The organism is Perspicuibacillus lycopersici (assembly GCF_025660475.1).
Lineage (GTDB): Bacteria > Bacillota > Bacilli > Bacillales > Caldibacillaceae > Perspicuibacillus > Perspicuibacillus lycopersici.
In genome coordinates this window covers 657,861-683,616 of sequence record NZ_JAOUSF010000002.1, presented here as the reverse complement: position 1 = coordinate 683,616, position 25,756 = coordinate 657,861, and the positions used below count along the sequence as shown (strand labels likewise).

General features: G+C 36.7%; 27 protein-coding genes. 13 read left to right on the top strand and 14 right to left on the bottom strand.

What is annotated here, in order from left to right; translation table 11 throughout:
- Positions 1–77 precede the first annotated feature (77 nt).
- Positions 78–1,406: a hemolysin family protein gene (locus tag OEV98_RS07365; RefSeq protein ID WP_263072582.1), complete on the top strand. Its 1,329-nt coding sequence runs from the start codon at positions 78–80 to the stop codon at positions 1,404–1,406.
- Between the two features lie 74 nt (positions 1,407–1,480).
- Here OEV98_RS07365 and OEV98_RS07360 read toward each other — a convergent pair whose 3' ends face one another.
- Entirely contained in the window at positions 1,481–1,654 is a 174-nt protein-coding gene (locus OEV98_RS07360) for an SE1832 family protein (protein ID WP_263072581.1), read from the bottom strand.
- A gap of 312 nt (positions 1,655–1,966) precedes the next feature.
- Positions 1,967–2,098, bottom strand: a complete 132-nt coding sequence (locus OEV98_RS07355; protein ID WP_263072580.1) for a hypothetical protein — start codon at positions 2,096–2,098, stop codon at positions 1,967–1,969.
- A 397-nt stretch (positions 2,099–2,495) separates the two neighbouring features.
- Between OEV98_RS07355 and OEV98_RS07350 the strand changes: the two genes are divergently transcribed.
- The 5 genes from OEV98_RS07350 (at position 2,496) to OEV98_RS07330 (ending at position 6,999) form a co-directional block, all read left to right on the top strand.
- Positions 2,496–3,686: a glycine C-acetyltransferase gene (locus OEV98_RS07350; protein ID WP_263072579.1), complete on the top strand. Its 1,191-nt coding sequence runs from the start codon at positions 2,496–2,498 to the stop codon at positions 3,684–3,686.
- A gap of 286 nt (positions 3,687–3,972) precedes the next feature.
- On the top strand, positions 3,973–4,923 hold the full coding sequence (locus OEV98_RS07345) for an L-threonine 3-dehydrogenase (protein WP_263072578.1): 951 nt from the start codon (positions 3,973–3,975) through the stop codon (positions 4,921–4,923).
- Between the two features lie 138 nt (positions 4,924–5,061).
- Positions 5,062–5,457 (top strand): GntR family transcriptional regulator, encoded by a 396-nt coding sequence (locus OEV98_RS07340; protein WP_263072577.1) that lies wholly within the window; start codon positions 5,062–5,064, stop codon positions 5,455–5,457.
- The gene (locus OEV98_RS07335) at positions 5,454–6,542 is read left to right on the top strand and encodes a DUF1648 domain-containing protein (protein WP_263072576.1); all 1,089 of its coding nucleotides are present in this window, start codon (positions 5,454–5,456) and stop codon (positions 6,540–6,542) included. Before OEV98_RS07340 ends, OEV98_RS07335 begins: the two co-directional genes overlap by 4 nt.
- 328 nt (positions 6,543–6,870) lie before the next feature.
- Positions 6,871–6,999, top strand: coding sequence for an FbpB family small basic protein (locus tag OEV98_RS07330; RefSeq protein WP_263072575.1), 129 nt, complete (start codon positions 6,871–6,873; stop codon positions 6,997–6,999).
- Between the two features lie 159 nt (positions 7,000–7,158).
- Here the strand turns inward: OEV98_RS07330 and OEV98_RS07325 are convergent, their stop codons facing one another.
- Positions 7,159–8,511: a YjiH family protein gene (locus OEV98_RS07325; RefSeq protein ID WP_263072574.1), complete on the bottom strand. Its 1,353-nt coding sequence runs from the start codon at positions 8,509–8,511 to the stop codon at positions 7,159–7,161.
- A gap of 236 nt (positions 8,512–8,747) precedes the next feature.
- Here OEV98_RS07325 and OEV98_RS07320 point away from each other — a divergent pair, with 236 nt between their 5' ends.
- From OEV98_RS07320 to OEV98_RS07310, 3 genes are all read left to right on the top strand, one after another.
- Complete coding sequence (locus OEV98_RS07320) at positions 8,748–9,797, top strand: M42 family metallopeptidase (protein ID WP_263072573.1); 1,050 nt, start codon at positions 8,748–8,750, stop codon at positions 9,795–9,797.
- A 255-nt stretch (positions 9,798–10,052) separates the two neighbouring features.
- Positions 10,053–11,444 carry a TldD/PmbA family protein gene (locus OEV98_RS07315; RefSeq protein ID WP_263072572.1) on the top strand — a complete coding sequence of 464 codons (1,392 nt, stop codon included), beginning with the start codon at positions 10,053–10,055 and terminating at the stop codon, positions 11,442–11,444.
- 2 nt (positions 11,445–11,446) lie between these two features.
- Positions 11,447–12,799 carry a TldD/PmbA family protein gene (locus OEV98_RS07310; protein ID WP_263072571.1) on the top strand — a complete coding sequence of 451 codons (1,353 nt, stop codon included), beginning with the start codon at positions 11,447–11,449 and terminating at the stop codon, positions 12,797–12,799.
- A 101-nt stretch (positions 12,800–12,900) separates the two neighbouring features.
- On the opposite strand, the gene OEV98_RS07305 is transcribed toward OEV98_RS07310, so the two are convergent.
- From OEV98_RS07305 to pdxK, 8 genes are all read right to left on the bottom strand, one after another.
- A complete protein-coding gene (locus OEV98_RS07305; RefSeq protein WP_263072570.1) occupies positions 12,901–13,485 on the bottom strand; it encodes a GNAT family N-acetyltransferase in 585 nt (194 codons plus the stop codon).
- A 34-nt stretch (positions 13,486–13,519) separates the two neighbouring features.
- Positions 13,520–14,056 carry a GNAT family N-acetyltransferase gene (locus tag OEV98_RS07300; RefSeq protein WP_263072569.1) on the bottom strand — a complete coding sequence of 179 codons (537 nt, stop codon included), beginning with the start codon at positions 14,054–14,056 and terminating at the stop codon, positions 13,520–13,522.
- Between the two features lie 1,188 nt (positions 14,057–15,244).
- Positions 15,245–16,051: an aldo/keto reductase gene (locus OEV98_RS07295; protein WP_263072568.1), complete on the bottom strand. Its 807-nt coding sequence runs from the start codon at positions 16,049–16,051 to the stop codon at positions 15,245–15,247.
- A gap of 145 nt (positions 16,052–16,196) precedes the next feature.
- Positions 16,197–17,129: a DNA/RNA non-specific endonuclease gene (locus tag OEV98_RS07290; RefSeq protein ID WP_263072567.1), complete on the bottom strand. Its 933-nt coding sequence runs from the start codon at positions 17,127–17,129 to the stop codon at positions 16,197–16,199.
- Between the two features lie 408 nt (positions 17,130–17,537).
- The gene (locus OEV98_RS07285) at positions 17,538–18,050 is read right to left on the bottom strand and encodes a DUF4279 domain-containing protein (RefSeq protein WP_263072566.1); all 513 of its coding nucleotides are present in this window, start codon (positions 18,048–18,050) and stop codon (positions 17,538–17,540) included.
- A gap of 136 nt (positions 18,051–18,186) precedes the next feature.
- The gene (gene bshB2 / locus OEV98_RS07280) at positions 18,187–18,858 is read right to left on the bottom strand and encodes a bacillithiol biosynthesis deacetylase BshB2 (protein ID WP_263072726.1); all 672 of its coding nucleotides are present in this window, start codon (positions 18,856–18,858) and stop codon (positions 18,187–18,189) included.
- Between the two features lie 51 nt (positions 18,859–18,909).
- On the bottom strand, positions 18,910–19,257 hold the full coding sequence (locus OEV98_RS07275) for a YojF family protein (protein WP_263072565.1): 348 nt from the start codon (positions 19,255–19,257) through the stop codon (positions 18,910–18,912).
- A gap of 145 nt (positions 19,258–19,402) precedes the next feature.
- Positions 19,403–20,242: a pyridoxine/pyridoxal/pyridoxamine kinase gene (pdxK, locus tag OEV98_RS07270; protein WP_263072564.1), complete on the bottom strand. Its 840-nt coding sequence runs from the start codon at positions 20,240–20,242 to the stop codon at positions 19,403–19,405.
- Between the two features lie 370 nt (positions 20,243–20,612).
- On the opposite strand from pdxK, the gene speD reads away from it, so the two are divergent.
- The 4 genes from speD to OEV98_RS07250 all read left to right on the top strand — a co-directional run bounded on the left by speD (position 20,613) and on the right by OEV98_RS07250 (position 23,379).
- Positions 20,613–21,446 carry an adenosylmethionine decarboxylase gene (speD, locus tag OEV98_RS07265; protein WP_263072563.1) on the top strand — a complete coding sequence of 278 codons (834 nt, stop codon included), beginning with the start codon at positions 20,613–20,615 and terminating at the stop codon, positions 21,444–21,446.
- A 179-nt stretch (positions 21,447–21,625) separates the two neighbouring features.
- Positions 21,626–22,384, top strand: a complete 759-nt coding sequence (locus tag OEV98_RS07260; protein WP_263072562.1) for a DUF4230 domain-containing protein — start codon at positions 21,626–21,628, stop codon at positions 22,382–22,384.
- Between the two features lie 265 nt (positions 22,385–22,649).
- On the top strand, positions 22,650–22,946 hold the full coding sequence (locus OEV98_RS07255; protein ID WP_263072561.1) for a YwdI family protein: 297 nt from the start codon (positions 22,650–22,652) through the stop codon (positions 22,944–22,946).
- A gap of 61 nt (positions 22,947–23,007) precedes the next feature.
- The gene (locus OEV98_RS07250; RefSeq protein WP_263072560.1) at positions 23,008–23,379 is read left to right on the top strand and encodes a DUF423 domain-containing protein; all 372 of its coding nucleotides are present in this window, start codon (positions 23,008–23,010) and stop codon (positions 23,377–23,379) included.
- Positions 23,380–23,463: 84 nt separating this feature from the next.
- Here OEV98_RS07250 and gerQ read toward each other — a convergent pair whose 3' ends face one another.
- From gerQ to hemQ, 3 genes are all read right to left on the bottom strand, one after another.
- A complete protein-coding gene (gene gerQ, locus OEV98_RS07245) occupies positions 23,464–23,973 on the bottom strand; it encodes a spore coat protein GerQ (RefSeq protein ID WP_263072559.1) in 510 nt (169 codons plus the stop codon).
- A 156-nt stretch (positions 23,974–24,129) separates the two neighbouring features.
- On the bottom strand, positions 24,130–24,552 hold the full coding sequence (locus OEV98_RS07240; protein ID WP_263072558.1) for a cell wall hydrolase: 423 nt from the start codon (positions 24,550–24,552) through the stop codon (positions 24,130–24,132).
- A 240-nt stretch (positions 24,553–24,792) separates the two neighbouring features.
- Entirely contained in the window at positions 24,793–25,545 is a 753-nt protein-coding gene (gene hemQ, locus OEV98_RS07235) for a hydrogen peroxide-dependent heme synthase (RefSeq protein WP_263072557.1), read from the bottom strand.
- Between the last annotated feature and the right edge of the window lie 211 nt (positions 25,546–25,756).

The following is a 25,756-nucleotide window of genomic DNA, read 5'->3' as shown; positions in this document are numbered from 1 at the left end:
TATATTCGTATAGGACAAAATGTGTTATAATGAGATTTAAAAAAATTTTATCAATGTAAGGAATGGTGAATTAGCTTTTGGACAGTCTGTGGACATCCGTCATTATCGTATTTATTTTAATTATTGCAAATGGTATTTTCGCGATGACAGAAATAAGTATCGTAACCTCTCGAAAAGGGAGATTAGAAAAACTTGCGGAGGAAGGTAACTCTCGTGCAAGCTATGCATTAAAATTAGCTGAAAATCCAACCCAATTATTATCGACAATTCAAATTGGAATTACGTTAATTGGAGTTATTACAGGGGCTTTCGGTGGTGCAACGATTGCAAATCAATTATCTGTCTATGTGAAAAAAGTAGACTTTTTAGCACCCTTTAGTGCCCAGTTTAGCTTATTTGTAGTTGTGGGTTTAACAACTTACTTATCATTAATTATCGGGGAATTGGTACCGAAGCGAATTGGGATGTCAGATCCCGAAAAGATTGCATTAATCATATCGAAGCCGATGTATTATTTCTCGAAAATTGGTAGACCGCTAATTTGGATTTTAAGTAAATCAACGGAAATAATATTAAAATTACTAAAAATCAAACCAACGAAAGAATATGATGTAACTGAGGAAGAAATTACACAGTTAATTGAGCAAGGTGTATATAGTGGAGTAGTCGAACAAATTGAACAAGATTTAGTCGAGCAAATCTTTTATATGGGAGACAAACGATTAGGCGATATTTTAACACCACGTACCCAGTTGGTTTGGATTGATATTGATAAACCACTAGAAGAAAACTTAAAGAAAATGAATGAAAGTCTCCACTCAAAATTTCCGGTTGGGAAGGGAAGTTTGGACAATTTTCAAGGGATCGTTCATACGAAAGAAGTTTTTGCGAAAATGGCAAGCGGGGAACCGTTTACATTAGAAGAATGTATGAAGGACACGTTAGTGCTCCCTGAACCGATGAAGGTGTTCCAAGCATTGGAAACATTGAAGAAATCTGGACAGCATGAAGCGGTTGTTATCGATGAATATGGCGGTATCGAAGGATTCGTTACACTTCACGATTTTATGGAAAATATTATTGGTGATATGCCATTGAAGGAAGATATGTCAGATCCACAAATCATGCAGAGAGATGAAGAAACTTGGCTTGCAGATGGACTTATTTCTATAGATACTTTCAGACGCTACTTCGATTTAGAGGACTCGCCAGAGCTACGGGGAGGAAATAATTTCCATACCCTCGGGGGACTTATTACCATGCAAATTGGGGACATTCCGAAGGTTGGCGATTTTGTTCAAATTGAAGACTTGAAGCTGGAAGTGGTAGACATGGACCATGTCCGAGTCGATAAAGTAATGATTACGAAATTAGATTTGGAAGATGGAGAAGAGGACGACGATTAATAGTTCGCCGCTTTTAAACAATAAATCAAAAGGACCTTATTTTTTAAATAAGGTCCTTTTACTATGAGAAGTAATTATGCCTCTAACATTCTTCTTAACTCGCGAAGCTCTATTTCCATACTCTCCAATACTTTTTCTGTTTGAGCCCCATTACCGCCAACAAATGTAAGCTTTTCTAAATCTGCTTGTAGGCGAACATAATCACTTTTCAATTCCTCTATTTTTCTTTGAATTTCCTCTTTCGTCATCGCTATAAGCCCCTTTATTTTTGACGTTCGTGCAAACTATTATTCATGTATTCTTTCATTATATAAAAAAGCCTTCCTACTACCAAGTATTTACTTCAAAGCCTTTTCACTGACAATACAGATGGACGCACCTCCTTGTTTGCATCGGTAAGATCGCCGTTACACAATTTAATTCCCCGTTTTCTACTATTGGTACGGAAATACCGAAATAAGAAACACCAAACATATGACGATCAATGCAGGAGAAAATTTTTTGCTTGGATGAAAGAGCCATATAGGATTCAGAGCTCTTTTTAATTTGATCACGAGGCTTTATTTGTAAATCCATTGCTTTGCTTGGTCGATAATATAAGAGGATTGTGAATTAGCTACCGCAATAGATGCTTCATTTGGAAAAATTTCAGAACAAGTATTTAATAACGTTGTCATTGAAAGTTTATTCACGCAAATCACCTCATCAGCAGGTGGAATAAAACAGAATAACAGTGCCAGCGTATACGCCAATGCCCATAGCTCACAGGTGAAAACCAAATAACAGATTATATACTTAATATTACCTAATGAGCAAAAAGTAGGTCAATTAATAATTTAGAAAATAAGTAAGCGGAAACCGAAGAACATTTTGTGTGTTAGTTAGCCTAATCGTTCATAACAAATTTCTCCGCCAAAAGAATCATACGAAATCAGGAGAAAGTATATTTACAATTATCAACAAAAGATTGGATATGATAAAATGAAAGGGATGTAAAAAGAAATTCCGTAATTTTTTCTGTTTGTTCCATACGAAAATTAGTTCGCAATTTGACGATTACATAACAATATAAAATAGGAGGTTTTCATTATGTCGAGTGAAACTTTACAAACATTTTTACAAACGAATTTACAGGATTTAAAGGAACATGGTTTGTATAACGAAATCGATCCGTTGGAAAGTGCCAATGGGCAAATGATTACAATTAATGGTAAAACATTAGTAAATCTTTCTTCGAATAATTATTTAGGTTTAGCAACAGATGAGCGTTTAAAGCAGGTGGCTAAAGAAGCGATTGAACATTATGGAGTAGGTGCTGGGGCAGTGCGTACGATTAATGGCACGTTAGATATCCACTTAAAACTAGAGCAAACCATTGCAAAATTTAAAGGAACAGAAGCAGCAATTTCTTATCAATCTGGCTTCAACTGTAACATGGCAGCCATTTCCGCTGTTATGGATAAAAATGATGCAATCTTATCGGATGAATTAAATCATGCATCAATTATTGATGGCTGCCGCTTATCGCGAGCAACGGTTATTCGTTTTAACCACTCCGATATGGAAGATTTACGTGCCAAAGCGAAAGCTGCAAAGGAATCAGGAAAATACAATAAGTTAATGGTTATTACCGATGGCGTTTTCTCAATGGATGGGGATATTGCAAAGCTTCCGGAAATTATTGAAATCGCAGAGGAATTCGACTTAATGGTCTATGTAGATGATGCACATGGCTCCGGTGTTCTAGGAAAAGGGGCAGGAACAGTAAAACATTTTGGGTTACAAGATAAAGTTGATTTCCAAATCGGAACATTATCGAAAGCAATTGGTGTTGTTGGTGGCTATGTAGCGGGAAGAAGAGATTTAATTGATTGGCTGAAGGTACGCTCCCGTCCATTCTTGTTTTCAACAGCGGTAACCCCTGCAGATGCTGTAGCAGCAACGAAGGCGATTGAGCTATTAATGGAAAGTACCGAATTAAATGACCGCCTTTGGGAAAATGGCGATTACTTGAAAAAAGGCTTGAAATCCCTTGGTTTTAACATTGGCGACAGTGAAACACCAATTACTCCATGCATTGTTGGTGATGAAAAACTAACCCAAACGTTTAGTAAACGCCTATTTGAAGAAGGTGTCTACGCAAAATCGATCGTCTTCCCAACGGTACCAAAAGGAACCGGTCGAGTGCGAAATATGCCAACTGCAGCACATACAAAAGAAATGCTTGATCAAGCATTAACTGTATATGAAAAGATCGGGAAAGAATTAGGGATAATTTAATATCTCCGTTTACAATGCTTTTTAGGGAAGTGGTGTACAATTACCTCTTCCCTAAAATCGCGCACTGATTTTCAACTAGAAAATCAAATTCACGTTCGAGTAATAAAGAATTCTCCTTTATAAGGGTAACCTTAAGGAGAGGGAAATACATGTTGGCGTCCGCCCGTCCGAAGTACTGTGCGGAAGATTAGTCAATCTTTATAGTAGAAAAAAGTAACTATAGGATTCCCAAAGCAAAAGTATTAGAATAAACTTTTGGTGAGATATTTTTTTCGGAGGAAGTAGTATGCAAAAGATTATAGTAACAGGAGCTTTAGGGCAAATTGGTTCAGAACTAACCATGGAGCTCCGTAAACAATATGGAAATAACAATGTCATTGCAACAGATATACGAAAACGAGACGGTGAAATAACAGAAACAGGTCCATTTGAAATATTGGATGTAATGGATGGAAATAGAATGGCAGAGCTTGCACAAAAATATCAGGTGGACACAATTATTCATCTCGCTGCATTATTATCAGCTACTGCAGAAGCGAAGCCACTTTTAGCATGGAATTTAAACATGGGTGGACTTGTGAATGCACTGGAGGTAGCAAAAGAGCAAAATCTACAATTTTTCACACCAAGCTCCATCGGTGCGTTTGGACCAAGTACACCAAAGGATAGAACACCGCAGGATACTATTCAACGACCAACTACGATGTATGGCGTAAATAAGGTAGCTGGGGAACTACTTTGTGATTATTATTTTCACAAATTCGGTGTCGACACTAGAGGTGTTCGTTTTCCAGGATTAATATCTTATGTAACACCACCTGGCGGGGGAACAACTGATTACGCAGTGGAAATATACTATGAAGCAGTGAAAAACAAAAAATACGCTTCCTTTATTGATAAAGGAACCTATATGGATATGATGTATATGCCAGATGCGTTACAGGCAATTATCCAACTGATGGAAACTGATGGAGCGAAACTAGTTCATCGGAATGCATTTAATGTTACTGCAATGAGCGTTGCCCCTGAGCATTTTGCTGAAGCAATCAAAAAGCATATCCCAGAATTCGTTTTGGAGTATAACGTAGACCCAATGCGACAAAAAATTGCCGAAAGTTGGCCAAATTCCCTTGATATCAGTGCAGCACAATCTGAATGGGGATTCCAGACAAAATATGATTTAGCACAAATGACAAAAGACATGTTAGAAAAATTAAAACCAAAACTACTGAAATAATAAGAGGAGGTTGCTTTTAATGGCAGCCTCTTTTTTATAATTTATCTGGAAAATAAATATTCGAACATTTGCATTTTCGTATTATCTGTTATACAATCAATATAACAGATAATACATTTAGAACAAAGGATTGGTACGATGATCATTTCACTAGATTTACAATCGGAATCACCGCTTTATATACAACTACGAAACAAGATTATTGAAGGAATTGCCTCTAAGCAATTACTACCCGGTGAAGCGTTGCCGTCTGTTCGAACGATGGCAGCAGATTTAGGCGTTAATATGCATACTATTAATAAGGCATACCAGTTACTAAAGCAGGATGGTTTTATTCATATTCACCGTCAAAAAGGTGTTGTTATTAATCCGGATTCCATGCCAGAGCTCAACAAGGAATATTTAAAAAATCTTACCGAAAGCTTACAGCCATTAATAAGTGAAGCAATCTGTCGGGGAATGAAGGTAGAAGAATTTCTAAAAATAAGTAAAGAATTGTATCACCAACTATTAACGGGAGGCGATCAAAAATGAATGTCCTTTTATTATTATTGATATTTGTACCTACTATCATTATTACAGCAATAACTCCATATATAACGAGAAAAACAGAAAGCTTTGGTATATCCATTCCAGCTGAAATGTATCATAATGAAACATTTGCACACTTTCGAAAAAAATATGCGTTACTCACGAGTGTAATCGGTGTAGTTTTCATGATTATTATGCTTGTACCGTATTCCTTCGTAGCGGAGAATGTATGGGCAATTATTTTTACAGTCACGATATTTACTTATCTCATTGGTTCTTTTTTCGTCTATCTTTATTTTCATAATCAGATGAAAAAATTAAAGGCGGAAAAAAGATGGCATGATACGTTGCCGCAAGCAATGGTGATGGATACAAGCTTCAATAAACAAAAAAAGACGTATTCCAATCGTTGGTTCCTTCTACCACTATTACTTATGCTTGGAACAGTACTGCTTACCTTTATCTTTTATGATAAATTTCCAGAACGATTACCAATGCACTATGATTTGCAAGGAAACGTTACCGATTGGTCAGAGAAATCGGTAGGGACATTACTGATGTTCCCGTTAATACAGCTCTTTATGACAGGATTATTTTTCTTTACTAATTTCATTATTTCCTCCAGCAAGCAGCAAATTGATCCTGCAAATCCAACGGAATCTATGAAGCAAAATCTTATTTTCCGCAGACGTTGGTCCTTGTTTACGATAATATCTGGAACATTAATAGTCGCTTTGTTCTCTTTTGCGCAATTGACCTTTGTAGTGACAGTCGATTCTTCGTTATTATTAACGCTCGTATTTCTTCCTATTGGCGCAATTGTTATTGGAGCTATCGTATTGACGATCCTAACAGGGCAAGGAGGAAGTCGGGTAAAGGTCGCGACAGGAAAGAATGGAGAAAAAATCAACCGGGATGATGATCGCTATTGGAAGCTAGGAGTCTTCTACTTTAATCCTGAGGACCCAGGAACATTTGTTGAAAAACGATTTGGAAGTGGCTGGACCATGAACATGGCAAGACCGTTAGGATGGATTTTCTTAATAGTTGTATTATTAATTCCACTTGCTATAGCATTACTAGGTTAACTTCTTTCGAATGTTTTCATATGAGTAGTAGAATTGCTTGCTACCAGTAATTGTAATTGACAAACGCCTAAGTTTTGATTATATTTAAATTACTTAATTGAAACGTTCTCCTAAAGGGGAGTAGCTTTTACAACAAAGTCGTCAATTCGGAGATAATAATTTTCCCGGCTTTGTTGGCAACTAATTTGTTGTTAGCGAGACCTTTACCCGTGAGGTAAAGGTCTCTTATTGTGTGTAGACCTTTGCCAATTAAGGTAAAGGTTTTTTCGTTGCTAATAATCGATTATAAATAGATTTTAAAAAATTCCAATTTAAGGTGGTGAAGAACATGAGAAAAAGAAAAACAGTTTTTGAAGACTTAATTAAAAAGAATAAAGAAGAAATTATGGCTGATAAAAAACAATTAGATAAATTAGAAGATAAACTTGTAGAGAAATTAGTTGAAGTGAAAAAATAATCTATCATAAAAAAGGCTGAGCCGCATCAACGGTTCAGCCTTTTTTATGTTTGTTGTCGCTACTACCATAAATCGGTAGAATGAATTACACATTTGTCCATCTAGGCAGGAAACTAGGAAAATGCACACTACGCTCATAAATGTATATGGTTGGCACTGTTAGAAAAGAAAATGTGCCACAATTACAATAATCGGTAATGTGATGATCGTCCGTTCTAAAAAAATTAATACTAGATCGAAGAATTTCAACGGTATTTTCGAGCCTAGTAATAATCCGCCAACTTCTGATAAATAAATCAATTGAGTAACAGAAAGTGCTGCAATAACAAAGCGGGTCATGTCACTTTCGATGCCACTTGCAATAATGGAAGGAAGGAGCATATCCGTAAAACCGATAAGAATCGTTTCAGACGCAGCCTGTGCTTCAGGAATCTGCATTAATTCTAATAAAGGGATAAACGGAGTTCCTAACCACTGAAATATTGGCGTATATTCTGCCAGCATTAAGCCAATGGTGCCAATCGCCATAACAACAGGTGCTACACCTAACCACATATCGAGAACATTTTTCAAGCCGTCGAGAAAAAAGGCTGGAATGCTCGTATTTTTGTCTGCTTGTTTTACTGCTTGTGTAAATCCCCATTGTACAGGGGTAAAGCCCGGAGGAATCACTTCCGTCGTCGCTGCTTCCTTTTCCCCATAATACGTATTAGGTTTTTTAGAAAGTGGCGGTATCCGTGGCATAATAATTGCTGCTACTAAGCCAGCAAAGGTAACCGTTAAATAAAATGGAACAAATAGATTTTCTAAATGAACGGTATTAATTACGACTAAACTAAAGGTGATCGATACAATAGAAAAGGTTGTTCCAACAATAGCTGCTTCCTTTTTTGTGTAAAAGCCGTCCTCATATTGCTTACTCGTTAAAAGTACCCCGATCGTACCATCCCCAAGCCAGGAAGCAATCGCATCAATGGAGGAACGGCCAGGAAGTTTAAATAGTGGGCGCATAATTTTTATTAACAACGCTCCAAAAAAATCTAATAAACCAAAGTTAAGGAGTAATGGCATAAATAGTCCGGCAAATAAAAATACGGAGAAAAGCACGGATAATAACCCTTCCTTCCCTAATAACAGGCCGCCGGTATTTTCTGACGATATCGCTTCTGGTCCCCACTGGAAAATTGTCACAGTTGCAAATAAAAATCCAAAGGTACGAATGATAAACCATGCCGGTGCTACATTAAATAAGCTATTCCAAAAAGGAAAGTTTAAAATAAAGGCAGGCTTCCAAACTTTTGTTATCAATGTTCCGAGAAAAGTGATCGAAATGATGACAAGCATGATTGCGGGGGTATATCCATAAAGCAATGTTTGTAACCAATTAGAGAAGATAGCAATAGGTATTGTGACATTTCCGTTAATAGATATCGGTAACATGAATATTATAATTCCGATAAGTGAAGGAATGATAAATTTACATATAGCAGTGACTGAAAAATTTTGTTTCATAAGGACTCCTTCCAAAAACTAAAAAACTTATATTTTTTCGCTTTATACATTTTATTGTATTTTTATTACATTGTCTATTTGTTTTTGCAAGTAATAGGTTGGTAAAAAATTCAAAAGATATTCACTAGAAAATCTTCTTTTGTAAAGAAAATAATTTTCTATCAATAATGTCGGATAAATATGTTTTAATAAGAGTAAGGTAAAAATATCTAAATGAGTGGAAGGGGAAATACATAATGGCATATCCGAATAGCCAAGCAACCATTGAAATTATCCAAAAATTAGTTTCCATTCCTAGTCCGAGTGGAAATACCGAAAAAGTAATTACCTTTGTAGAACAATTTTTTCGAAATTTAGGAGTAGACACCTATAGAAATCGTAAAGGTGGTTTAATCGCAACCTTGAAAGGTGCAGATGATTCGAAGCACCGGATGCTTACCGCGCATGTAGATACATTAGGTGCAATGGTGAAAGAGGTAAAAAGTAATGGACGACTACGCTTAGATTTAATTGGTGGGTATGCTTGGAATGCGATTGAAGGGGAATATTGTCAAATCGAAACTTCCTCAGGAAAAGTATACACAGGAACAATTTTAATGCATCAGCAATCGGTGCATGTGTATAAAGATGCGAAAACAGCGGAAAGAAATCAACAAAATATAGAAGTTCGTATTGATGAGAAAGTGCATAGTGCAGATGAGGTCCGTGCACTTGGTATTGAGGTGGGAGATTTTGTTTCTCTTGATCCACGCGTACAAGTAACCGAAAATGGCTATATTAAGTCTCGCCATTTAGATGATAAGGCAAGTGTCGGAGTCTTGATGAAATTAATTGAGCATGTAGTTACAACTGGTGTGCAATTACCATATACTACCCATTTTTTAATTTCTAATAATGAAGAAATCGGCTATGGTGGTAACTCTAACATTACACCGGAAACGATTGAATACTTAGCAGTGGATATGGGAGCAATGGGTGATGGCCAATCTACTGATGAATATACTGTTTCCATTTGTGTGAAGGATGCTAGCGGTCCATACAATTATAAATTGCGGAAGCATCTTGTAGAATTAGCGAACAAGCATAACATTGGATATAAGCTAGATATTTATCCATATTACGGTTCAGACGCTTCTGCTGCTATCCGTAGTGGCTTTGATATTGTCCATGGTCTTATCGGGCCAGGAATTGATTCCTCGCATGCATTTGAGCGTACACATGTGACATCAATCGAAAATACAGAAAAACTAATCTATCAATATGTATTGTCTGAAATGGTGGAATAAGTAATTTCAAAAAACAGAAAAATAATCAAAGGGATGCTTAAGTAGAAATACTAGGCATCCTTTTTTTGTGAATAGTAAAGGGGACGATGGGATATTTTTATTAGCCTTTCATTCAATTATTCATTTGCAAAGCTTAAGAAAAAAATCAGTCTGAGGTCTGATGTTGAATCATTCAAAAAACGTGTGCATAACTGAATAATTGAAGTATAATAATAATATGTTTTTTAAAACTAGTCAGAAAATAGGAGGGACAATATGCTAAATAAGTCACTAATAGAAGATGTTTTAGCCGCTGCGCTAACAACAGGTGGAGATTTTTCGGAAGTATTTGTCGAAGATCGCTTTAACAATAGTATGATTTTGCAGGGTGGTCGATTAGAAAAGAGCGTTTCCGGACGTGACTTCGGTGTCGGAATCCGTGTGTTTAAAGGCTTACAAAGTGTTTATGCATATACCAATGATTTTTCAAGAGATGGATTGCTTAAAGCAGCAAAAACGGCTGCCCAAGCGATTCAAGGGACAAATGCTCAAGAAACGGTTGTTTTACCTTTAGAAAAAGAAATCGTACATAACTTACATCCAACAGAATTAATGCCTAATAGTGTAGAAAAAACTCGGAAGCTACAAGTGCTACGAAAGGCAAATGAAATCATAACCAATTATGATCCAGCGATTGCCCAAGCAATTATTCGCTTAGTAGATGAAGAACAAAATGTGTTAATTGCAAATTCAGAAGGTAAATTTGTAGAGGATAAACGGGTACATAGTCGTTTAGCATTACAGGCAGTAGCTTCAAACGGCTCTGATATGCAAACAGGCTTCTATGGCCCTGGTGCACTACAAGGATTTGAATTTATTGAAAACCTTGATCTTAACCACTATGCCAAAGAGGCAGCTAGAATTGCCGTTACAATGTTGAATGCAGATTTTGCACCGAGCGGAAAATTCCCAGTTGTCATTGATAATGAATTCGGTGGGGTAATCTTCCACGAAGCCTGTGGACATGGCTTGGAAGCCGCTGCAGTTGCAAAAAATAACTCCGTATTCGCCAATAAAGTTGGGCAAAAGGTAGCATCCGATCTTGTTACCTATATTGATGATGGAACAATTCAAAATGAATGGGGTTCGATCAATATTGATGATGAGGGAGAAAAAGCGAGAAAGAATGTTTTAATTGAAAATGGTATTTTAAAAGGTTATATGATTGATAAATTTAATGGTAGACGAATGGGAGAAGAATCTACAGGTTCCGGACGTAGAGAATCGTATCGATTCGCACCAACTTCACGGATGACCAATACGTATATTGCACCAGGAAAATCGAGTCCTGAAGAAATCATTGCCAATACGGAGCATGGAATTTATGCCAAATATATGGGTGGTGGTTCTGTAAATCCTGCAACTGGTGATTATAATTTTGCTATCAATGAGGCATACCTCGTGAAAAATGGCAAAATAGATAAACCATTACGTGGAGCGACATTAATTGGTAATGGTGCAAAAACTATTCAATTAATCGACATGGTTGGGAATAATTTAGGTCATGGTGCTGGTATGTGTGGAGCATCTAGTGGAAGCATTCCTGTTAACGTTGGTCAGCCTATGATTCGGGTAAGTGAAATCACAGTCGGTGGAAGGGAGGCATAATAATGGAATTAGTAAAATTTCGCGATCAATTATTTATAGAAGGAGAAAAACTCGGATTTTCTGATATCGAGCTATATTATGAGAAATCTAGTAATTTTTCTTGTCAAATTTTTAAAGGGGAAATTGATGGATACGAATCATCTACTGTTGGTGGAGTATCCGTTCGAGGGCTTTACAATGGAAAAATGGGGTATGCCTATACAGAAAAGCTTGATGAGGATTCAATTAAATTTTTACTAGAAAATGCAAAAGAAAACGCACAACTAATAGAAGATGACCCAGAGGAATTGTTTGCAGGCAATGCGAAGTATGAAGAGGTTAATTTCTTTTCACCTGCACTTACAGAAGTATCTGCTGAAGACAAGATTGCTTTCTTAAAAGATGTAGAGAAGAAGGTGCTTGCATATGACCCACGAGTGGATCAAGTAGACTTTGCGGTAATTCAAGATGAGTCATCTGAAAAAGCATTGTTTAACAATAAGGGCTTAGCGTTATCTGACCAAAATAACTTTCTTTTTGTCGCAGTTTCTGCGCTAGTGAAAGAAGGAGAAGAAATCAAAAACGGAATGTGTATAAAATTAACGAAGGACTTTACTTCTCTTAATGCTGATGAAATTGCTAAAACTGCGGTTGAAGAAGCATTAAGCTATTTAGGCGGAAAAACCTATCCAAATAAAAAATATCCCGTGATTTTAAAAAATACGGCAGTTGCATCACTGCTAGCAGTTTTCGCTCCATCATTCTCAGCTGAGGCAGTTCAAAAAGGGCAATCCTTGTTAAAAGGAAAGCTAGGAGAAACGATTGCTTCTGATAAGGTTACGTTATTAGATGATCCATTTTTACCAGAAGGAATAAAGAGCTCGACATTTGATTCAGAGGGTGTACCAACGAAAAAATTGACCGTAGTAGAAAACGGAAAGCTAAACTCGTATTTTTATAACTTAAAAACAGCAAAGAAAGACGGGGTAGAATCTACTGGACACGGGTATAAGTCCTCCTACAAAGGAACAGTGGGGGTAACACCATCAAACTTTTATATAGAACCTGCGGAATCTTCCTATGAACAGCTATACAGTAGTTTAGAAGAAGGGATTATTATTACAGAATTAGCAGGCTTGCATTCTGGCGCAAATCAAATTTCTGGTGATTTCTCTCTTATGGCATACGGCTACTATGTGAAAGAAGGAAAAATTGAAGGAGCAACGAACCTGATGACGATTGCAGGAAACTTTTTTGAGGTTCTTCGAGACGTAGAAGAAGTAGGCAGCGACTTAAAATTTTCACCGATGGGTGGATATGGCTACATCGGTTCACCATCTTTAAAGATTAAGAGTATTGCAGTTACTGTCGACTAATTATTGGACTTAGAAAATATTAGTTATAAATAAAATAATCCTAAAGGCGATGCACAAAAAATGTGCTTGCTTTTAGGATTTTAAAATATTTTCATCATCTGTTAGTTACTACTATTCAACGATTCTTCTAGGTCAGTACCAGTAAAGAGTTCGTTCGTCTCCCATTCTTCACGAAGCAATCCCATTCGGATCGAATCATAATATTCACCATTATAATATCGAACCTTGCGAATTCTTGCCTCCATCGTCATCCCAAGCTTTTCTCCGACTCGAATCATGCGCTTATTACCCGACCAAGTAGTGTACCCAACCCGAACGAGTGGCATTGTTTGAAATAGGTGATTAATCCACAAACGTAACACGCGGGTTCCGATGCCCTTGCTCCAGTTTGCCGCTTCATGAAGGACAATGCCCATCTCTAGCCAACGGGATGGTTCGTGTTCCCAATAATAGCTTACCGTTCCAATCAGCTCACCATTTAGTTCAACTGCCCAGAAGCTATCTTGCTCGACGAACCGTGGCGATATTTCTAAAAACGTATCATATGGTAATGCTTTATGCTCGAAATAGGGGGCATCCCATTTTTTCCATTCTGGAGCTGCATCCTTAAATGCTAATTCCCATAATCTTGGTAAATCCCGTTTATTTATCGGTCTAATTTTAAGTGTTTTTTCTCTATTCCCCATTGGTTTCCTCTTTCTTTATAGATTTTCGTAAAACTTATTCGAATGATTTTCGTTGGAGCGGTTGTTCGTATAAAGAATGGTCATGACTGCTTCCAACTTTTTCGAAACCGCATATTTGATAAAATTGATTTAACTTTTCATTATTTTCCACACAGTCTAGTCTCAAGTACAGTTTTCCTTTATCCGCTAAGTACTGTATCACCCAATGCAAAATGTCTTTCCCTAAATTGGTGCCGATAAGTGAACGAGTAACGGCGAGGCGGTGGAGGTAAACGGCATCATTTGAATGATTTCCCCAAACATACTGGTCCCACTCGTTTTGCGTGTAATATAGGGTAAAGGTTGCTGTCGCATTTCCTTTGTCGGTTATAAGAAATGTTTCCTCTTGTTTAATAGCAGCTTTAATTTCTTCATCCTCTCCGCCATTTAAGAGAAACCTCCATTGATCGATCTCCTTTTCCTGAATCCATCGCGCAGTATCTTTCAGCAGCTCGGTTATTTGTGCTGCATCATTTTCAGAAGCTAACGTAATCTCCAATTCCTTTAAACGATCGACACTTTTCAATTTCATAGTACCCCCTCCGTCTATTCTCCGAAACTGTATTGGTACAACTATCTTACCATGAAATTTTATAAAAATATGGAATTTTGTAATTTATAAAGGATGTCGAAGGGGAAAATATAATTAACACTCAACGAAAAGCTTGGTATTCCAGGCTCTTTGTTAATGCACGTATTTTTGTTGGAAAGTGATTAAAAAAAGAGAAGCAAAAATCGATTGATAGGTGTGGTCAACAGGAAAGTGAATGATAAAAAGCAGTGAAATCCTATTGATAGGGGTCATCAAGAGGAAAGTGAGAAAAAAAGTTACGCAAAATCCTATTGATAGGGGTCATCAAGAGGAAAGTGAACAATAAAATACAGTGAAATCCTATTGATAGTGGACATCAAAAGGAAAGTGAGCAATAAAAAGCAGTGAAATCCTATTGATAGTGGACATCAAAAGGAAAGTGAGCTAGAAAACCAAGCAAAATCCTATTGATGGGGGTGGTCAACAGGAAAGTGAACAAGAAAAAGCAGTGAAATCCTATTGATAGAGGGCTTCAACAGGAAAGTAAGCAATAAAAAGCAGTGAAATCCTATTGATAGTGGACATCAAAAGGAAAGTGAGCTAGAAAACCAAGCAAAATCCTATTGATGGGGGTGGTCAACAGGAAAGTGAGCAAAAAAAGCAAGCAAAATCCTATTGATGGAGGTCGTCAACAGGAAAGTGAACAATAAAAAGCAGTGAAATCCTATTGATAGTGGACATCAAAAGGAAAGTGGGCAAAAAAGAGAAGTAAAATCCTATTGATAGTGTACATCAACAGGAAAGTGAGCAAAAAAGAGAAGCAAAATCCTATTGATAGAGGGCTTCAAAAGGAAAGTGAGCAAGAAAACCAAGCAAAAACCTATTGATAGTGGACATCAAAAGGAAAGTGAGCAAAAAAGAGAAGCAAAAACCTATTGATAGAGGGCTTCAACAGGAAAGTAAGCAATAAAAAGCAGTGAAATCCTATTGATAGTGGACATCAAAAGGAAAGTGAGCAAAAAAACCAAGCAAAATCCTATTGATGGATGAAAGTACCAGCAGTTTCCCCTGTTTATCGCTATTCAACTAAATTTGCCCATTCCAGAATGTGAATCACAAACTAAATTGCCATTGAAAAAATAAAATCCTAGCGACATTATTCATATCACTAGGAAAGGATGAATTTAATTATAAGCTATTAATTTTTTCCACATCTTCTGCAGTTAATTTGAAATCGAAAAGATCTAGATTAGCGGCTTGATTTTCACGGTTGTGTGATTTAGGAATAACAACTACACCGCGCTCAATTTGGTATTTTAATAAGACTTGTGCACCAGATTTATTATAGGCTTTACCAATTTCATCTAATACTTCTTTTTGATGAGCATCGGCTTTCATAGGTCCCCATGCAACAGGTGTTATACCCTCATCTTGTAATACAGAAAGGAGATCGTTGTTACGTTCTTTTAAGTTAATTTGTATTTGATTAACCGCAGGTTTCACTTTAGCAAATTCTTTTAGTTCATCTAGTTGATTTTTTCCAAAGTTTGAAACACCGATTGCTTTTAATTTTCCCGCTTCGTAATATTCTTCAAATACTTCCCAAGTGTTCTTAAGTTGTACTTTGTCTTCGATAGGAAAATGAATAAGAAGCAGATCAAGATAGTCTGTTTGGAAATTTTTCAGACTGTTATCGATAGCTGCGCGAGTAGCCTCTTTTGAAGAAATATATTCTTCGCTAGCTGGAACTTTTGTTGTAATAAATAACTCTTCTCGAGGCACTTTGCTTTCTGCTAAAACTCTTCCGACAAGTTCTTCGTTTCTATAAATGATGGCTGCGTCTATTGATCGGTATCCCAGCTCAAGCGCTGATACGAGTTCAGGAATTTCATTTGTTAACGCTCCGTTATACTCGTTATTTTCTTTTCCATAAGTATTAGTACCTGTACCTACAATTGGCATTTTTAACCCATTATTAAGTGTTATGTATTCCATATTTTTCAGCACTCCTTTTATAGTCTAATTCTTTCCTTACAACATCATAACATAGTATAGAATTTTCAAAAAGTAATATGAAAGAAGGCATTAATCCATATTAGATCAACGCCTTCATTTGTTTTACTTAATTTAAAACGGGGGCTTACTCCCCTACCATACCGTCATTATCCCGATCATCCATATAGGGGTATAACCAATGGTCGCTTGTTATTGGCATACTAAAACCGGCTGCCTTTGCTTCTTTAATCGTCACCTTTCCATTACCGTTTGTATCAATACTAGAAATATCACCGTTTGTGTTTGAATTAGATGAATCGGAAGGATTGCTATCTGTTAAACCGAGTGATGAATTTACTTCATCAGGGTTTACATTGTCAAATGTATCAACTATTTCGTTACCGTTTAAAGTATAGGTGTACTGATAGCTTGAAGGAATCTGCGTTTCCGTATTTGGATAGGTAATAATTGCTTCAAAATTAGAAGCTCCACCAGCGCTACGGATCACTTCTTCCATATAAGCTTGATCACCATGTCGGTTAAGTGTACTATCCTGTGGGGTAATATTATAAGCATTCGATACCCCTCCGAGAGAATCTGCAATGATATGTCCTTCATCTAAAACATCACTTTCGACGCCAGGGACTTTTGCCTCATCCGAATAGTATCTGCCAGACGATAATACAGGTTCGTTACTATCATCCTGTAGAATGATTTCGTCAGCAATTACACGTACTAGTTGCCCATATTCATTCGTAAATGCCCAATATTCACGGTCCCCATAACCAATGTCGACGACGACGTTAGGTTCGCGATATCCAGACAGATCACCGCCATCAACTTCAATACGTGTATAGCCTGAGAAAAGTTCATCATTTGATTGCGTTGGAGTTTCCTCTTCTGCTTGTTCATCAACATCCGTAGTCGCAGTTTCCTCTTTTTGTTTTTTTTCATCAACTGTAGTTACTTCTTGCGAATCTGTTTTTACATCTGTAACGGATGGATCTTCTACGTTGGTACAACCAACAATAAAGATGGTCGTTAAAAGTAAAATAAAATAGTTCATTTTCTTTTTCATTTAGGACTCTCCAATGTAGTTTCATATTGTTCATTCTTAAGCTCTCGGTATGTTACTATAGATTAACGCTGTAACCTACAGATAATAGTATATTCCAAGATAAACTTTATTTCAGTAGAAACTTTGTTTTGGTTTAAGTTAAAAATTTTACAATATCTCTTCAGCCTAATCAAATAGGGGAATTTACCATAAACTAATTAGATAAAACTTGTTTCGTAAAAAACATATCTAATTGAACCAATAAATATAATTCATGTAAAGAAAGCCTCAATTCAATAGTAAATGGTCCCTGTTTTGAGGTACATACCAAAGGGTAATGAAAATGGCGTGCAAACTGAAGGCAGTTTGGCACGCCATTTTCATGTTTATAAACTAGAAATGTTGTTTTATACTATGTGGATATATTAATTAAAATTTAAATAAATTCCTATGTTGATGCGCCTTATAATGTAGCAAATCTTTACTATGTGTATGAATAGATATATCAGCATTTATATTTGTTATAGCGGCTATTAGATCAGCAGGGATAGTTACATTATTGATATAATCCCCCACATTAAAGGTGTAAACATCTAAATAACAATGCGCATCATACGCTTCTATGATTTCTTTTAGGAAAAATTTTTTCTCAGGTGTAAATAATGAGGTTTTCAACTGTATAAATAATTCATCTAATACAAACATCTCCGATACTTCATTGTAACTTGATTCATAGTAGCCCCCATTCCTATAAATCCAAGACGAACAATAGGGGTTATCTATTATGCCTGACCTAGGGTATCCATCAGGATTATATGATTGCGAGCTAAATGGTATTACCTGTAAATTTTTCGTTATAGTCTGGGGGTCAAAATGATTTCCTGTACCGTCATCATCAATGTACGTGTGAATTGTAAAAGCTATAAAAATCAAGTTACTCATTATACACCTCCCCTGCTTTTTCCTACTCTTCTTTACAAATTCCTACTTTAAACGGTGCGAATAGGTATACTAATTCATATTGAAAACTAATTAAAATTAACTTCCGTACTTTCCAACCATATCCATTTTTTGTAGATTAATCATTCCATTGATATGTCCAAAAACGTTCAAAATGGAGACGATCCAAAGTTTCTGGATCCTTTGCAGCTGCACGGTTTTCCATATCCTCCATGAATAATGCAGTTTGTGAGCGATGTGCCCTCATAGTAGCCAGTTTTTGTTCAGCAACTGCACTAATGTCGTGGACAATATCAGGCTTACCTAATTCTTCTTCACAATTATTAGAGAAAGCAACACAATGTACTTTCGGACGAACAGACTTATCTAAGCGCCCTATCGAACGAATAACTGCACGGCCAGTAGCTTCATGATCAGGATGAACAGAGTAGCCGGGATAAAAAGTAATCACAAGTGACGGATTTAATTCTGCAATCATTTCGGAAAAAAGGTCTGCTAATTTTTCCTCATCTTCAAATTCTACTGTTTTATCATGGAATCCTAGCATTCGTAAATCCTTTATCCCCATTGCGGCAGCAGCATCCTGTAATTCCTTTTTCCGGATTAACGGAAGAGTTTCCCTTGTGGCAAAAGGAGGATTCCCTAAATTGCGCCCCATTTGGCCTAATGTTAAGCAGGCATATGTTACGGGTGTACCGTTTTTAATTAAAGTAGCAATCGTACCAGATACTCCGAATGCTTCATCATCTGGATGTGGAAAAATAACAAGTACATGTCTTTCCGATTCAATCATGTAAAAAAACTCCCTTCATTATGTAATTACCGGTTAAGCAGAAAATATTTATTCAAATGGTGTTTTGCTAAGCTCAAAGGCAATGGCAAGTCTACCTTGGTGATCAAGTCCTGCCATTAGCAGTCGTCCCTTTTCATCTAATTCAAAATGGGTTAATCCTTCGCCATAAACCCAACCGCTATCCATTTTTAAACCTACACGAAATGGACCATCCCCAGCAATTGTTCCTATTTCATAGCGAATTTTTGCATTTCGAATAAAAGCTCCAGCATTAAAGAAGGATGCGTCACGATGGGTAGCATATGCCCCGTTCGTTGTTTCTAAATGAATATATAAATCCTGGTTAACAAATTGTTTCAGTAATTCTTGCACCTTTTGTTTTTCGATTGGTTGCATGAAATCCGAACCTCCTAACTAATATAAGGATATTTTACTAAAAAAAGTTGGAAAATGCATAATTCTAGAACTCCTTATGCAAAAAAAGGGGTGCAAACGAAAAAATGCCCCTAGGCAAAAGCCTTAGGGACATTGATTGTTCCAATTATCCTTTGACAGGAGTTACAACAGGTCTTTCGTTAGGATATTTGTTATACGCACCATGCATTACTGGGCCAACAAATTCGTTTAATTTCCAACCGTGTTGTATTGCAGCTGCAACAAATTCTTTTGCATGAACAACTGCATCATAAACGGTTTCCCCATTTGCCAAATTTGCTGTAATCGCTGCAGCAAAGGAACAACCCGCACCATGATTATAAGTAGTATCAATTTTGTCTGTTTCAAGAAGGACGAATTCTTTTCCATCATAGAAAAGGTCGACAGCTTTATCATGCTGTAATTGTTTACCACCTTTAATCACGACATTTTTCGCACCAAGCTCGTGAATTTTCGCAGCAGCTTTTTTCATATCATCAATTGTTTTTATTGGACCGAGCTGTGATAATTGCCATGCTTCAAAAAGATTAGGTGTTGTTACAAGCGCTCTTGGTAAAAGCAACTCACGCGCAGCATCTACTGTTTCTGGCAATAATACTTCATCTTCCCCTTTACATACCATTACAGGGTCAATGACAACATTTTTTAAACCGTATTGGTCAATATATTTAGCACCTAGTTCAACAATTTCAACAGAACCAAGCATACCAGTTTTCATTGCATCTAAGCCTACAGAAAATGCACATTCCAATTGTTTGTCGACAGCATTCCCTTCAATAGCAAAAACATTATGGTGCCAATTATCATTAGGGTCCATTGCTACGATGGAAGTTAATGCAGTCATTCCATAAACACCATGTTCCTGGAAGGTCTTCAAATCCGCCTGAATCCCAGCACCACCACTCGTATCAGAACCCGCAAGAGTCAACGTCTTTTTCATACTCATAAAACATCCTCCTATCTATAAAAAAAAACAATTATTTATTATGATTTAAAATTCAATCATTAAGTACCTTCATTATAGCAATAAAATTCAAAAGTACAATCATCCCGCTCAATTAATAATTCTATAAAAAAAGGAAATAGTAATAGAAAAGCGGAGGCGACTGTCCAGCGCCGTATGAACTGGAGCCAATTCGCAGGAGATATAGGAAACACAGCGAGGAACGAGCTGATGTTGACTTATCGTACGAAGAATAGGCGAAGTTCACTAGGCGCGAGTCAGCCGAAGCTGGACAAAGAAAAGCGGAGGCGACTGTCCAGCGTCGTATGAACCGAGAACAGGTAACTCAACCTATGTTTAGGGGGAATAATCATTGTCTTTAACACCAGAAAAAATTATTCAGCTTCATGGCTTTAATAACTTAACAAAAACATTAAGCTTCAATATGTATGATATTTGCTATACAAAAACAAAGGAAGATCGTGAAGCATATATTGCTTATATTGACGAGCAATACAATGCCGATCGACTAACGCAAATATTAACACATGTATCCGAAATAATAGGTGCCCATGTATTAAATATTGCCAAGCAAGATTATGTACCACAAGGGGCAAGTGTAACAATATTAGTATCTGAAGGACCGGTTGTTGAAGTACCAACCGAGCATTTTGAAGAATCACCAGGACCACTTCCAGATTCAGTCGTCATTCAATTAGATAAAAGCCATATTACCGTTCATACATATCCAGAATATCACCCACATGAAGGGATAAGTACCTTTCGGGCAGATATCGATGTTTCAACCTGTGGGGAAATTTCTCCATTAAAAGCACTAAATTACCTTATTCATTCATTTGATACCGATATTATGAGTATTGATTATCGTGTCCGTGGCTTTACGCGAGATATTACGGGGCATAAATTGTTTATTGATCATGAAATCAACTCCATTCAAAATTACATTCCAGACGAAGTGAAGGAGCTATATGATTTAATTGATATCAATGTTTACCAACATAATATTTTCCATACAAAATGTAAGCTAAAAAATTTTGATTTAGATAATTATCTATTTAATTTAGAAAAGGATAAATTAAGTGAGGAAGAAATTGAAACCATCACTGGCCAATTACAAAGAGAAATGAATGAGATTTTCTATGGGAAAAATATGGAGTGGGAATACGAAGGAGTCGATCATGATTAGCTAACCTATATAGTATTGGTTAGCTTTTCAATTTCTATGTTTCTTCCAAATATTTATGAATGAATCAAGCACTCTCATTTGCTACAATGAAACCAAATGCAATAGCCAATCGTATAAATAAATAGATTCTATTGAAAAGGAATAGAGTATTTTTATTTTTTCTGTTAGGGGGGTAGTAAATGGTTCCATCACATGAAGAAAAAAAACTAGATGAAATAAAGAAAATGCTAGAGGAACTGAATGCAGCAAAATCAGAGACAGCAACTACATTAGCTGTGGACCAATCCTCCAAAAGACGTCTGCCAGTTTTTCGATTGAAGGCACGAACGATGTTTACTGGTATCATACTGTTATTTATTTTCCTTTTTATCATAGCGGCTTTCTTTTTTATCCGTTCGATATTTAGTCATGAGGGGACGGTTGTAAACACCGTTTCTAGCTTTGCAGAACAAATACAAGATCTATCCTCGCTTGCAACGTCTAAGGCATACATGAAGGCGGTCGTAGAACAAGAGGATAATGCATTGTTCGGAAATAAAATTGATATGAATATCCCGGGAACAAAAAGAACAACACTTGTCATTATCCCTGGTGAAGTAATTGCAGGGGTAGATTTGTCGATGCTAACCGAAAAGGATATTTCCGTAAATGAAGAAACGAAAACCATCCATTTAACACTACCAAGTGCAGAAATACTTCAACAGCCGTCTCTATACTTCGATGAGGCACAAATTTATTCTTCTGAAGGCTTATTACGTGGAGAGGCATCGATAGAGGAAGGCTATGCAATTGCAGAGCTTGCTTCCAATCAAATTATAAATGAAGCAACAGAGCAAGGTCTCCTCGAATCGGCAGAACAGCAAGCGAAAGTAGTGCTTGATAAATTTATGGGAACGTTAGGATATAAAGTTACGATAGAATTTCAAGAAGAGGAATAAATGCTTTTGTAAGCAATCCTAATCATATAATCATGATTGGGATTTTTTCTATGGAAAAATAGCTTCCTTATTCGCTAATTTAATTTATTTTTTGTAAAATAAGATTGTCTGAAGAAAATGTAATGGATTGGTTTTATCAGCTGTTTGTTATAGTAAACAGTGTGATATATTATTTATTCATAATACTAAACAGCAAACTGGGAAAATACATCCTCCTTCCTAACAATCATTACACTAAGAATGTAGAATAGAAAAGGTGTGTGCTATGCAAATATCGTACGAAGCAATATTAAAAAAAATGGAAGAAAAGCTTAACGAGGCGAAGGTGTCCGATTCAGCTGCTAGAATTCGAGAACAGGTTCAATCGATAAAAACATTGTGTGAAGTTCTATTAGAGGAAACGAATAGCTCCGCGAGCATACATAAGGAAATTCCGATTCAAAAGTTCCAACCACAAATGCCTATACAGTCAACGACCGTCATTCCGTCAACCACAACATTGTCAGAAAAGAAAATTGTGATGGAAGATGGCGCAAATGGCGATTCATTATTTGATTTTTAATAGATAGAAAGCACTTTAATGAAGGAAGTGCGTGATAAAACATGGAGATGGAGAGGATTAAATGAATATTTTCTTATTTTTAGGTGCCTTGTATGGATTTTTATCTGTTGCTTTTGGTGCATTTGGTGCACATATTTTAGAAGGAAGAATCGATGCTAAATATATAGAAACATGGCAAACAGGTGTTACCTATCAAATGCTTCATGCCGGCGCATTATTAGTCATCGGTATATTAATGAATAAATTTCCAGGGAGTTCGTTACTTAATTGGTCCGGATGGTTAATGTTTGTCGGTGTCATTCTATTTTCCGGAAGTTTATTCGTTCTAAGTACAACTGGTATTAAAGTACTAGGGGCAATTACACCAATAGGGGGCGTTTGCTTCTTGGTGGCATGGCTACTGTTAATGATTGGATCAGTGAAACTTTTTTAAAGGAAAAACCTCGTCCGTCAATCAAAACAATTGGACGAGGTTTCTTTATTTTCTTAATTAAAGTTTGAGCTTGCTTTCGTGTGATTAGCGTGGTGCATATGTTGTTGCTTGAGGGACTCCAAACGGATAATCATACTCTAGTTCTTCCTCGAAAACAGCATAGTTGAAGTATACCATTGGTAATAAGTAGCGATATCCTGTTTCTGGATCACTTAAAATCAAATGGTCACGACCAGCTGCTTCCACAACACCGCGGAAAACTTTAGAATTCCATTCGTTGCTGCCTTCAAATGCCATATAGACCGTTGCAAGCTTTCCTTTATTTAGTCGTAAAATATTTTCAATATAGGATTGTTCCACTGGTAACATGCCGGGAACTTGTGGACCAGATGTTCCTGCTCCAGGTGTTTGTACTGTCATCCCAGAAGGCATTTGCGGATACATTTGTGCAAAGCCACCTTGTGCAGTTTGCGCAAATCCATTCCCTTGTACAGCAGGCTGCATATACGCTGGTACTTGATTCGTTGCGGATTGATAAGGATACCCACTTTGGCGGTAGTAACCTGTAAATTGGTTTCCATTATTTGTACTCATGAATAAATCCTCCCCATTTTTTCTAGATGTAGGTTCTTCACTCTCAATAAAATATTTCTCTATGTTTTTTAAAAGAACTTCCAAACATAAAAAACGCAAAATTTCATCCCAACATTTTAATTAACAAGCACCCACTACCATTTTCCGCCACAACTATTAAAATACAGTAGGGCAATCAGACTGTGATGGTGCATAGAAGCAGTGTGATTTATAACGTCCAACATTCCACTGATTGTACCATTGAGCAGGACAATTGCCGCTCGGTTCAAAAAACCATAAGGAATTAGTAGCTGGATGGAATCTTTCTCCTCTAAGTACACGTCTGGCTAATCTTCTTTCGTTTTCCCGTGCACCCTGGTAAAAGTAGCCTTTTTGAGTTGCTTCAAATCCACCTGGGCTTTGAAAAACCATTTGTCTAATATTGGTGACATCTTTAAAGTCTAAGCATTTGCCTCGAACTCGATTCACCCCCACATTTCCAACCATGAGCATTCCGAGATCGCCTTCTCCTTCAGCTTCTGCTCGGATTAACCTAGCAAGTAGGTTAACGTCAGCCTCGTTAAATGCAATAACCGCCACACTTTCCCCCCCATTCCAAAAAGGTTAGACTCTAATCCTTAATGTATGTTGAAGGGTTGGGCAAGGTTCAGCATTTTTACTAGGCATTGTAAATTTAGGCTTATGTCATTTTATATATATGTATATCCTGTTCTGATATGCCAAAAAAGCAAGGGGAATTAACGGAGAGGTAGAAAAAGAAGAAAATTACGTGAAAAAGGCTAATTCCTATAAGAATTAGCCTTTTTCACGTAAGTACACTTATTTTACATGCAACAATTTTTCTAACCGTTCATTATCTAATAGATTTCCTACAAAAAATGATCCGAATTCGCCATATCGGGCACTAACTTCATCAAAACGCATTTCATACACTAATTTCTTAAATTGTAGGACATCATCTGCGAACAATGTAACACCCCACTCATAATCATCAAAACCAACAGATCCGGTAATGATTTGTTTTACCTTTCCTGCATAAGAACGACCAATTAATCCGTGGCTCTTCATTAAATCGCGACGTTCTTCCATTGGTAGCATATACCAATTGTCATTACCTGAACGGCGCTTGTCCATAGGATAGAAACAAACATATGGAGTTTTCGGAAGTGTTGGATATAATCTTGCACGTACATACGGATTTTCGTATGGATCACTGCCATCGCCTTTTGCTAAATAGCTACTTAATTCGACAACAGACACATAGGAATAACTAGGAATAAGATACTCTGCGAATGTTGTTTTATTTAATTCAGTTTCTACTTCTGATAGCTCATCCATTGTAGGGCGTAAAACCATTACCATTAAGTCAGCCTTTTGACCAACGATAGAATAGAAGGCATGACTACCTTTTTGCTCTTCTTCAACAAATGCCCATTTATTTAAAATTGCTTCAAATTCTTCGATAGCAGCTTGTCTTTCATTTTCCGATAACATTTTCCAGGATGACCAGTCGATTGTACGGAAATCATGCAAACAATACCAACCATCTAATGTTTGTACAGCTTCACTCATTTATATTCCACTCCTTAAATTCAATAACTTTTCATACCATTACTATAACATAATCGATGAGCAAATTTCCTCAAAGCAGATTCTTACAATTTGGTGAATTCTATGGATAGTTTTTATAAAGAAGACGAAAAATAAACTGTCTAATCCTGAAAAAAAATAATCTTTCAGAGAAAACGGTAACAAAATGTTGAGACCTTGCATTTTTTTTCAC

Excerpts from the sequence above, each read along its gene's own strand:
- OEV98_RS07295 (WP_263072568.1), bottom strand. The coding sequence starts at position 16,051 with ATGGAATACATAACACTTAATAATGGGTTAAAAATGCCAATTGTAGGT.
- OEV98_RS07305 (WP_263072570.1), bottom strand. The coding sequence starts at position 13,485 with ATGGGGAATAGAGAAAAAACACTTAAAATTAGACCGATAAATAAACGG.
- OEV98_RS07255 (WP_263072561.1), top strand. The coding sequence starts at position 22,650 with ATGCAAATATCGTACGAAGCAATATTAAAAAAAATGGAAGAAAAGCTT.
- OEV98_RS07285 (WP_263072566.1), bottom strand. The coding sequence starts at position 18,050 with ATGAGTAACTTGATTTTTATAGCTTTTACAATTCACACGTACATTGAT.
- OEV98_RS07300 (WP_263072569.1), bottom strand. The coding sequence starts at position 14,056 with ATGAAATTGAAAAGTGTCGATCGTTTAAAGGAATTGGAGATTACGTTA.
- OEV98_RS07315 (WP_263072572.1), top strand. The coding sequence starts at position 10,053 with ATGCTAAATAAGTCACTAATAGAAGATGTTTTAGCCGCTGCGCTAACA.
- pdxK (WP_263072564.1), bottom strand. The coding sequence starts at position 20,242 with ATGAGTATGAAAAAGACGTTGACTCTTGCGGGTTCTGATACGAGTGGT.
- OEV98_RS07290 (WP_263072567.1), bottom strand. The coding sequence starts at position 17,129 with ATGAAAAAGAAAATGAACTATTTTATTTTACTTTTAACGACCATCTTT.
- OEV98_RS07320 (WP_263072573.1), top strand. The coding sequence starts at position 8,748 with ATGGCATATCCGAATAGCCAAGCAACCATTGAAATTATCCAAAAATTA.
- hemQ (WP_263072557.1), bottom strand. The coding sequence starts at position 25,545 with ATGAGTGAAGCTGTACAAACATTAGATGGTTGGTATTGTTTGCATGAT.
- OEV98_RS07250 (WP_263072560.1), top strand. The coding sequence starts at position 23,008 with ATGAATATTTTCTTATTTTTAGGTGCCTTGTATGGATTTTTATCTGTT.
- OEV98_RS07275 (WP_263072565.1), bottom strand. The coding sequence starts at position 19,257 with ATGCAACCAATCGAAAAACAAAAGGTGCAAGAATTACTGAAACAATTT.
- OEV98_RS07335 (WP_263072576.1), top strand. The coding sequence starts at position 5,454 with ATGAATGTCCTTTTATTATTATTGATATTTGTACCTACTATCATTATT.
- gerQ (WP_263072559.1), bottom strand. The coding sequence starts at position 23,973 with ATGAGTACAAATAATGGAAACCAATTTACAGGTTACTACCGCCAAAGT.
- OEV98_RS07350 (WP_263072579.1), top strand. The coding sequence starts at position 2,496 with ATGTCGAGTGAAACTTTACAAACATTTTTACAAACGAATTTACAGGAT.
- OEV98_RS07325 (WP_263072574.1), bottom strand. The coding sequence starts at position 8,511 with ATGAAACAAAATTTTTCAGTCACTGCTATATGTAAATTTATCATTCCT.
- OEV98_RS07345 (WP_263072578.1), top strand. The coding sequence starts at position 3,973 with ATGCAAAAGATTATAGTAACAGGAGCTTTAGGGCAAATTGGTTCAGAA.
- OEV98_RS07340 (WP_263072577.1), top strand. The coding sequence starts at position 5,062 with ATGATCATTTCACTAGATTTACAATCGGAATCACCGCTTTATATACAA.
- OEV98_RS07260 (WP_263072562.1), top strand. The coding sequence starts at position 21,626 with ATGGTTCCATCACATGAAGAAAAAAAACTAGATGAAATAAAGAAAATG.
- OEV98_RS07310 (WP_263072571.1), top strand. The coding sequence starts at position 11,447 with ATGGAATTAGTAAAATTTCGCGATCAATTATTTATAGAAGGAGAAAAA.
- OEV98_RS07330 (WP_263072575.1), top strand. The coding sequence starts at position 6,871 with ATGAGAAAAAGAAAAACAGTTTTTGAAGACTTAATTAAAAAGAATAAA.
- OEV98_RS07360 (WP_263072581.1), bottom strand. The coding sequence starts at position 1,654 with ATGACGAAAGAGGAAATTCAAAGAAAAATAGAGGAATTGAAAAGTGAT.